This is a genomic window from Lysinibacillus mangiferihumi, assembly GCF_003049665.1.
Classification (GTDB): Bacteria; Bacillota; Bacilli; order Bacillales_A; family Planococcaceae; genus Lysinibacillus; species Lysinibacillus mangiferihumi.
The window spans coordinates 1-8,232 of record NZ_PYWM01000062.1 but is presented as its reverse complement, the minus strand read 5'-3'; the positions used below and the strand labels follow the sequence as shown (position 1 = coordinate 8,232).

Genomic DNA, 8,232 nt, shown 5'->3' with positions numbered 1-8,232 from the left:
TGGGGTACTGTGTGCAATGATAGAATAGAAAACGAAGTACGAGCTTAGGCGAAATGACATTTTACATGGCGGTGAATATAAACACATGGAATGGGCATGAAACTAACGAACTCGTACAAACTCGTAAGTTTTAACGTAGTAGTTGTCATGACATACAAAAGGTGTCATACTGTTACTACAAAACTTACAAATTTATGCTACTTAAAAACATATGAACTTAAAGCACTTGATTGTCAATTAAAGGCAACAAGTGCTTTTTTGCATGTTTAAATACGTAAATTGAAAAGATTACGATTATTTACTAAGTGTTAAATTTTATACAAGTATTAGCATACAAGGGGAAGAACAAGCGATGGAAATAGAGGTTTCGATAGATAAGTTTGTATTAGATTATAAGGATATACCCCATTCAGCATTTTTACGTGTTTATATGGTCGAAGTGCAGAAATATAAAGTGAAAATGAAGATTTATAGTAGAACATATAGCTATGAACTGCACATGCGGAAAAGTGACGATGTATACATTCATATATATTTTAAAAACTTTAGGGAAACAGAATGACCCAGACCAGATAGCAGGTGGAAAGGCAGAAATAATAGGAGGTTTGGGAGATAAGAGAATTAATTCATCAATAGGTAGTCAAAGGTGGTATAGGATTGATAATGTTGATGAACAAATCAAGGAATCAGCAAAAAGTATGACACCAGAACAACTAAAAAATACTTATTTGAATGTGAAATTAACACATTAGTGGGAGGAGTTTAAATGGAAATGTATTTAAAAGATTTTAAATTGCATAATAAAGTTCCAAGTGAAATCATTAAAAAATATAGGCAATTGGTACCGATTGTAATTATTGATTTATGGAGTAATTATGGATTTGGTACATTTATGCAAGGGTATTTTAAAAGTGTAAATCCAGAGGAATTTAAAGAGATTTTGGAGGAGAGTAGTCAAAGATACAAGAATTCAGTTGTGTTGTTTGCTACAGGTATGGGTGACCTAGTTATTTGGTCAGATGGATATGTTAGACTACTTAATTACAGGTATGGTTTGGTAAAGACAATTATGTTTTCATTTGAGTTTTTCTTTCAAAATATTAATGATTTGGAATTTAAAGATGAAGATTTGTCTTGGCAACCTTATCCCGAAGCCCTTAAACAATATAGTGAGTTGGATTATGATGAGTGCTTCGGCTATACGCCTCTATTAGGTTTAGGTGGAGCAGAAAAAGTAGAGAATTTAAAAAAAGTCAAACTGAAGGAACATATTCTTATTATTACTGAATTTATGGGACCAGTTCAGTAATATTCGGGAGTATATTACAGAATTATATAAACACTTGATTGCCTTATTAGGCAACAGGTGTTTTTGTTTTGAAAACTTACATTCCCTAAGAATAAAAGCAAGAGCAAAACATTATTCATATTCTATAGAAATAGCTCAAAAGGCGAATAATGCCAAGTAACAGAAAAAGTAATTAACAACTAGACACCGTAAAAGATAGGTTCCAAACCAAAGTAGCCGAAGTAAAGGACCAATTGCGTCAGTTGGGAACACCGCAGTTAGAGTTTGCTGGTGTGAACGTTGGCCTAATAACGGATACGGGAACAGTCGGGAAAAATAAGCCAACGCCGAATCCAAAACCATCGAATAGTTCCAAACCACCAGCAAAAGATAGTAAACCTGCTGAGGGAACTAAGGGTGCGGATAAAGGTGGTTCAAGTGGTAACCTTCGAAATTTTAGGGAAGCAAAAGATCAAGATAAGAAACAGATTGATGATGTGTTTAATAAATATAATGCTGGAAAACGGAAAAATGCCGCTGTTACAAAAGGTGAAATTAACGGTGAAAAGATTGATTTGGAATCAGTAAGTGGAAAAATAGATCCAGCGAATCCTAATCATAAGGATAATTTTAGTAAACTTTCAGAAAACTATTATAAATACAGTGGTTCTGATAAGAATGGCAGGTTAAATGATACAGAGCAGAAAATGATTGAGCATCTTAGGGAAAAGTACAAAGATACTCCAAATGTTAATGGTAATATTGAAATCATTTCTCACAAGCGATTTGTCAAAGTTGTAATGATATTATTGATCAATTTCAAAAGGATTTTCCAAACATTAATATTACGAGAGTACAAATATTAGATGAGTAGAATATGGAGGAGATTTAGTATGAACTTTAATAAAAGTAGTAATATAGAGGATTTCTTGGCATCCTTAGAGAACGACTCTTATCCAATGAAACCTTGCAGTAAGGATGATATCTCAAAATTAGTAAAATTATCTCCAACTCGAACACTTCCTAAAACTTATTTGGATTTTATGAATAAAGCTGGTAATGGAATTGAATTTTTAGTTGGTACGGATTATTCCATGAAGTATATTTTTGATTTAAAAGAGTGGGCTATTGAGCTTTTGGAGGAAAATAACTCCATAAAAATACTCACAGATAATCAGTTTATATTTATGATGCACCAAGGATATATGTTCTGGTTTTTTAATCTAAATGATGGGGACGATCCAGCGGTATATTGTTATGATGAAAGTTTAGAATTAGAAGATTTTAATAAGGTCAGTGATACTTTATCAGATTTTTTAATTTCCCTATACGATTGATAGAAGAGTCTAAATAACATAATGATCTTAACTTGACAATTATTTGATAATCTCGCAAAAAGCTTATTCCAACTCGAAAGATAAAAAGGAATTAGCTTTTTGTATTTCTGTTACTGCTGCAGTTGATATGAAAACCGGAAAGAATCTATAATGGTGTTGGAACAGATTTTTCTTTTATTTTGAATTAATAACTCATGAAGGCTAGGCCATCAAGAAGTGCTATTTTAACGCTAATGTAATAAGAGCGAGAATAGGCGAGATGACATTTTACTTACAAGGGACCACTCATGGATATCATAGGGACGAAACACACGAGATTAAACAAGCTAAAGTGTTTAAACGTTACACTTGCCAACCGGTACAAAAGATGTCATACGCTCAAAACTAAAATAACTTATAAAACTTGCAAATATTAATAAATTTAGAGAATTTATAAACTTAAAGCACTTGATTGTCTATAATAGGCGACAAGTGCTTTTTTTGCATGTTTAAATACGTAAATTGAAAAGGTTACGATTATTTACTAAGTGTTAAATTTAATATTAGCATACAAGGGGAAGAACATTGTACGTTTACCTTTAAAGGAAATGTAGCAGATGTATTGACGGGATGGTATAAAGGAGGAGATTAGGGTTGAATATGGAGAGATTTAAACATATTTCATTTAGAGGTAGAGTGGCATACGGGGTTAGTTGTTTTGAAAATGCATTAATATCATTAAAATATGTTTCAGAAGATTGGAAGATTGTTTTAAGATACCTATGGGAGTTTACAAATTCAAGTAATTTAGAAGATTGCAACTCAGCTACGGCTGAATTAATTCCTGAAAATTTAATGGAAACAAAAATATATGATGAAGATTTTGAGCGAATAAGTGAAGATGAGTATTTATGCTTGTATAGACTTTATCAAAATATTGATGAATCCATTCATATTTTACTACGAGACATTCACGAACTTGGGGTAAGTCATGCTTATACTAATATTAGTGGGTATGGAGAAAGAAGTTTAGAATCATTACAAATACTCATTTGTCATATGTTGGACTACAATTATCCATTACCTAGTATTGAACCCTTTTTAAAATCTTCTATATTGGAAGACGATGGCTGGGGATATGAATTTGACGGTACAAAATTTTCTAAAATTCTATAATAATAAATAAATCTAATCATCTATTTAACCTAATAAAAGGATATAAAGTTAAAGGGTGGATCTTATTACTGTTAATATTAAAATAACTTATTTAATCTGCAAATAATAATAATAAACTTAGAAAATTTAAAACTTTAAAGCACTTGATCGCATATAACAGGCGATAAGTGCTTTTTTGCATGTTTAATATGGATTACGATTATTTAATTAGTTTACTAAGTATTAACTTTTATTAAAGAATTATCACACAAGGAGAAGAATAGGCGACGGAAATAAAGAAAAGCTCCATTTGATTCGAATTAGTAGCGAATTCTATCCAAACAGTATTGGAGGTCAGGGGTAGACATAGCTGAAGTAAAGCAAAATAGATTTAAGTGAAGAGAACTATAAAAGAATATCTATCTAGCAAGAGTAGGTAAAAAACAGGGGAAAATAATAAACGGAAAATGTTAATTATATGTTAAAATGTTATTTGGAGGAATTATATATTAAATAGGTTCAAGTAAGTTTACATATCAGCATGGATGAGGTATAAAAAGAAAGCTGGGGTGACGTCTAATGGGTCTTTTAGGAATAGCGGGAAGTATGCTGGGGATGATTCCAAAAGTAGGCTCCGCAGGTGGCAAGAAAAAAGGAAAGGGCGGAGGGTCGAAGAAGGGGAAAAACTCTAAAAAATCCTCCAACAAGAAAGGGTCTTCAAAGAAGAACCAACCGAAGTCGAAGAAAAAGAAGAAAAAGAAAAAGAAAAAAAAGAAGAAAAAGAGTATATTGGGTAAAATCTTTACCAAGGCACGCAAAGTCTATAATAAGGTAAAGAAAACTAAATCAGTGAAGAATGTTAAGAATTACGCAAAAGCGGCGGTGCTAGCGGTCAAAAATACTTGTCAAAAAGTGAAGCAAAAAACAAAAGAAGTGTATAACCAAGCGAAGCAAAAGACGAAAGAAGTGTATAGTCAAGCGAAGCAAAAGACGAAAGAAGTGTATAGTCAAGCCAAGCAAAAAACAACAGAAGTGTATAGTCAAGCCAAACAAAAGACAAAAGAAGTGTATAATCAGGCTAAACAAAATGTGAAAGAAGCAAAAACGGCCTCAAAAGAAGCCGTACTAGCCTACAAGTCGTTAAATACCATGGAACTGCAAACGCCAAGTAAGGACATGAGCTTTAAAGAAAAAGCCATACTAACAGGCCAGAATCTGCTTTTATCAAAAGCTCAAAAAGAAAAAGGCAAACTAGATGGAACGGTTGATGTATTGAAAAATACATACGGCGAACTAAAAGAATTGGTGACCAACCCTGGAGGTGTCCTCAATAATCTAGTGACCGCAGTATCCCACCCGATTGAAACGACAAAATCTATAGGGAATGCAATAAAAGACTCGTACGAAAAAGATGTACTCAACGGCAATGCCTATACAAGATCTAAGTGGATGACAAATGCAAAGCTAACCACAGCGACAGCTATTGTTGGAACAAAAGGCGTTGGCTCCGTAACTAAAGTAGGGAAACTAAAGGGTAAAGATCCTAAGAAGCCTGAAGAGACTAAGGGTACGGGTAAAGTTGATTTGACTAAAACAACTAACCCTGAAGATTTCTTAGATGAAGTAATGAAGCGACAAGGGCTAGATGAATTACCTGGAAGATTCAAAGAAAAGTGGGTTGATGGTGATTATAAATACGAGATAAGAGCTCACGAAGCTGAAACTCAGTATGGAAAATCGGGAAGTATTTATAGAGTGGGGAGACAGAAGCCTGGTAACGGAACAGAATATATGGATTCTAATGGGAAATGGCACCATGAAAGTACATTAAAGGAAACGCATAAAGATGGGCGGCCGAACCCTTTATTTAATGAAGAGGCTGCAAGAGATACGCATATTCAGTTAAATAGATAAGGAAGTGATAATATTGAGTGAACAAAGATTTTTTATGAATGAAGATGAAGTACTTCAAGTAATAACGCGAATCAATGAATATGCTTCTCAAGAGCTATGGATGGATTTTGATGTTGCTTTATCAAATGGATGGGATTTAACAATTATAGGTCGGTTGGATAATACCACAAAGAAGGTTAATATTGAGATTAATTTTGAGCAAGTCCACTTTGTTTCTCTGCCTTTTGGCTGGAAAACAGATACATCATATCCCGTAATTAGATTAGCTACTGAGGAAGAAATAGAGAATTTAACAGATAAATTTGAAGTGGATAAAGGTAATTATATTTTTAAGTTCATTGCTGAAGGTTTCGATAGTGAAAAATATTACTTTGTTGGAGCGAAAAAAATCTCCTGTCTATTGCTTGATAAGCAGACTAATGAGTTAAAATAACATATCAAGTTTAATCTGGAAGATTTATTGAACAATAAGAACAAGGATAGCGAGAAAAGAACGAAAATTGGGCGAGACCTTTTAAATTGAAAGGGTAGTATAAATATGGAATAACTAACAAACTAACGAGAATGATAAAGCTCGTGGCGATAAACAAGGATATAAATAGTTTTTTAATTGTGTACAGTTAAAGATATCCTTGAATTTGAATTAATAACTCATGAAGGCTAGGCCATCAAGAAGTGCTATTTTAACAATAAAGCAATAAGAGCGAGAATATTACAAACACACGAGATTAAACAAGCTAAAGGGTTTAAACGTTACACTTGCCATGTGGTAAAAAAGATGTCATACTGTCAATATTAAACTAACTTATAAAACTTGCGAATATTAATAAACTTAGAAAATTTATAAACTTAAAGCACTTGATTGTCTATAACAGGCGACAAGTGCTTTTTTTGCATGTTTAAATACGGATTACGATTATTTAATTAGTGTACTAAGTATTAAATTTTATACAAGGGGAAGAAAATGCGATGGAAATAGAGGTTTCAATAGATAAATTTGTTATAGATTATAAGGATGTACCACATTCGGCATTTTTACGTGTTTATATGGTGGGAGTGCAGAAATATAAAGTGAAAATGAAGATTTATAGTGGAACATATAGCTATGAACTGCACATGCGGAAAAGTGACGATGTATACATTCATCTATATTTTAAAAACTTTAGAGAAACAGAAGGTCACTTACATACCCTAAGGATTGAAACAAGGCCAGAGCATTACTCACATTTCAGAGAAATACTAGAGATGATAGGGAAGCGGGCAAGCCGAGTAGAATTTGTGAGCTGTGATGTAGCGTATGATATACGAACGGGTTTGGAAAATATAGTGGTAATACCGACAGATGCACGAAGGGTTATGACACACTTTGATACAACTCGCTATTTTGGTAGAGGCGACCAACGTAAACAGAATGGTTACTGTAGGATTTATGATAAACGGCTAGAACTAGCAAGGAATAAAGGAATTTATTTAGCACATGAATTAAGCCGAATAGAAGTTGTGTATAAGGTAAATGAGCAAGTATTGCTTAAAGACCTCATGAAACATCCACCAAAACAGAATGTACATTATTTTGCGGTTGTAGTGACAGATTGGCAAATACTTAAGAAGAAGCAACGAGAACGGGTAGCTAGCATGCGAGATGGAAGAGATATGTATACACAGTATATACGGAGGGAAATAAAAAAGACCCTTACGAATCAGTATCGATTGGACTTCGACGAATTAGCAAGGGTGGAGTGGAAAAGATTGATAGAAGAACCAAGTTCAATTGTTCTTCGAGTAAGTTAATCGTTTATCTCCAATACAAGTAGGTCTTGGATAGAGACGTGTAATGTGTCGCACAAAGCTGAAAGAGTACTTAGATGCAGACGTTGTATGGGCTGAGTACATAAATCATTGACGGTATTAGGACGCAATGAGGCTTGCTTGGCAAGTTGCCGACGGCTCATTTGTTTTTCAATTAAAATTTCATTGAGACGTAGACGAATAGTAGAAGACATAATAAAAACACCACCTCTTTTTTTTGATTGTAACGGTTACTTATAGTGTACGACCCTACTAGAGAAAAAACGACTGTAAAATAAAGGGTTGTGCAAAATTTGGGTAAGGTCGTACAGTATGTTGTAACGGATAGACGTTACACACAAGTTATCCGCAAAAAACGGGTAAGCGTTACAGGGACTTTAATTGCTGTAACGGGAGGGGCATTATGAAAGAGAAAGTAGTTGGTTATGTACGAGTTTCAACAGAAGGGCAAGTACGTGAAGGATATAGCTTAGCGTATCAAGTAGAAGAAATTGAGAGGTATTGTGACGAAAATAAGCTACAACTGCTTCACATATATGAGGATAGAGGACTCAGCGGAGCGACAGTTGATGAGGATGGATTAACTATTGAGCGGGAAGGCTTGCAAAAGCTATTGGCAGATCTAGAATATCATCAAGTGAGCCAAGTAATTGTATTAAATACGTCTCGTTTGTGGCGCTCTGATATGGCAAAAGTATTGATACAACGAGAGTTGAAAAAATATAACGCAGATGTGAAAGCGATTGAGCA

At 33.9% G+C, this 8,232-nt stretch carries 10 protein-coding genes; 9 read left to right on the top strand and 1 reads right to left on the bottom strand.

Annotated elements, in window-relative coordinates:
* Positions 1–515: 515 nt before the first annotated feature.
* From C9J37_RS26680 to C9J37_RS26640, 8 genes are all read left to right on the top strand, one after another.
* A complete protein-coding gene (locus C9J37_RS26680) occupies positions 516–752 on the top strand; it encodes a polymorphic toxin type 15 domain-containing protein (protein ID WP_235617264.1) in 237 nt (78 codons plus the stop codon).
* A gap of 14 nt (positions 753–766) precedes the next feature.
* Entirely contained in the window at positions 767–1,309 is a 543-nt protein-coding gene (locus C9J37_RS26675) for a T6SS immunity protein Tdi1 domain-containing protein (protein ID WP_107897816.1), read from the top strand.
* A gap of 242 nt (positions 1,310–1,551) precedes the next feature.
* Positions 1,552–2,154 carry a hypothetical protein gene (locus C9J37_RS26670; RefSeq protein ID WP_137067773.1) on the top strand — a complete coding sequence of 201 codons (603 nt, stop codon included), beginning with the start codon at positions 1,552–1,554 and terminating at the stop codon, positions 2,152–2,154.
* Between the two features lie 27 nt (positions 2,155–2,181).
* Positions 2,182–2,625 carry an SMI1/KNR4 family protein gene (locus C9J37_RS26665; RefSeq protein ID WP_107897814.1) on the top strand — a complete coding sequence of 148 codons (444 nt, stop codon included), beginning with the start codon at positions 2,182–2,184 and terminating at the stop codon, positions 2,623–2,625.
* A 639-nt stretch (positions 2,626–3,264) separates the two neighbouring features.
* Complete coding sequence (locus tag C9J37_RS26660) at positions 3,265–3,780, top strand: hypothetical protein (RefSeq protein WP_235617266.1); 516 nt, start codon at positions 3,265–3,267, stop codon at positions 3,778–3,780.
* A gap of 558 nt (positions 3,781–4,338) precedes the next feature.
* Positions 4,339–5,673, top strand: a complete 1,335-nt coding sequence (locus C9J37_RS26650; RefSeq protein WP_167397452.1) for a hypothetical protein — start codon at positions 4,339–4,341, stop codon at positions 5,671–5,673.
* Between the two features lie 13 nt (positions 5,674–5,686).
* Complete coding sequence (locus tag C9J37_RS26645; RefSeq protein WP_107897810.1) at positions 5,687–6,106, top strand: hypothetical protein; 420 nt, start codon at positions 5,687–5,689, stop codon at positions 6,104–6,106.
* Positions 6,107–6,642: 536 nt separating this feature from the next.
* Positions 6,643–7,464 (top strand): replication initiation protein, encoded by an 822-nt coding sequence (locus C9J37_RS26640; RefSeq protein WP_107897809.1) that lies wholly within the window; start codon positions 6,643–6,645, stop codon positions 7,462–7,464.
* Here C9J37_RS26640 and C9J37_RS26635 read toward each other — a convergent pair.
* A complete protein-coding gene (locus C9J37_RS26635; RefSeq protein ID WP_107897808.1) occupies positions 7,461–7,676 on the bottom strand; it encodes a helix-turn-helix domain-containing protein in 216 nt (71 codons plus the stop codon). The genes C9J37_RS26640 and C9J37_RS26635 overlap by 4 nt on opposite strands.
* Before the next feature lie 209 nt (positions 7,677–7,885).
* Here C9J37_RS26635 and C9J37_RS26630 point away from each other — a divergent pair.
* Positions 7,886–8,232 (top strand): recombinase family protein (locus C9J37_RS26630; protein ID WP_167397451.1); only part of this gene is annotated, 347 nt, incomplete at its 3' end.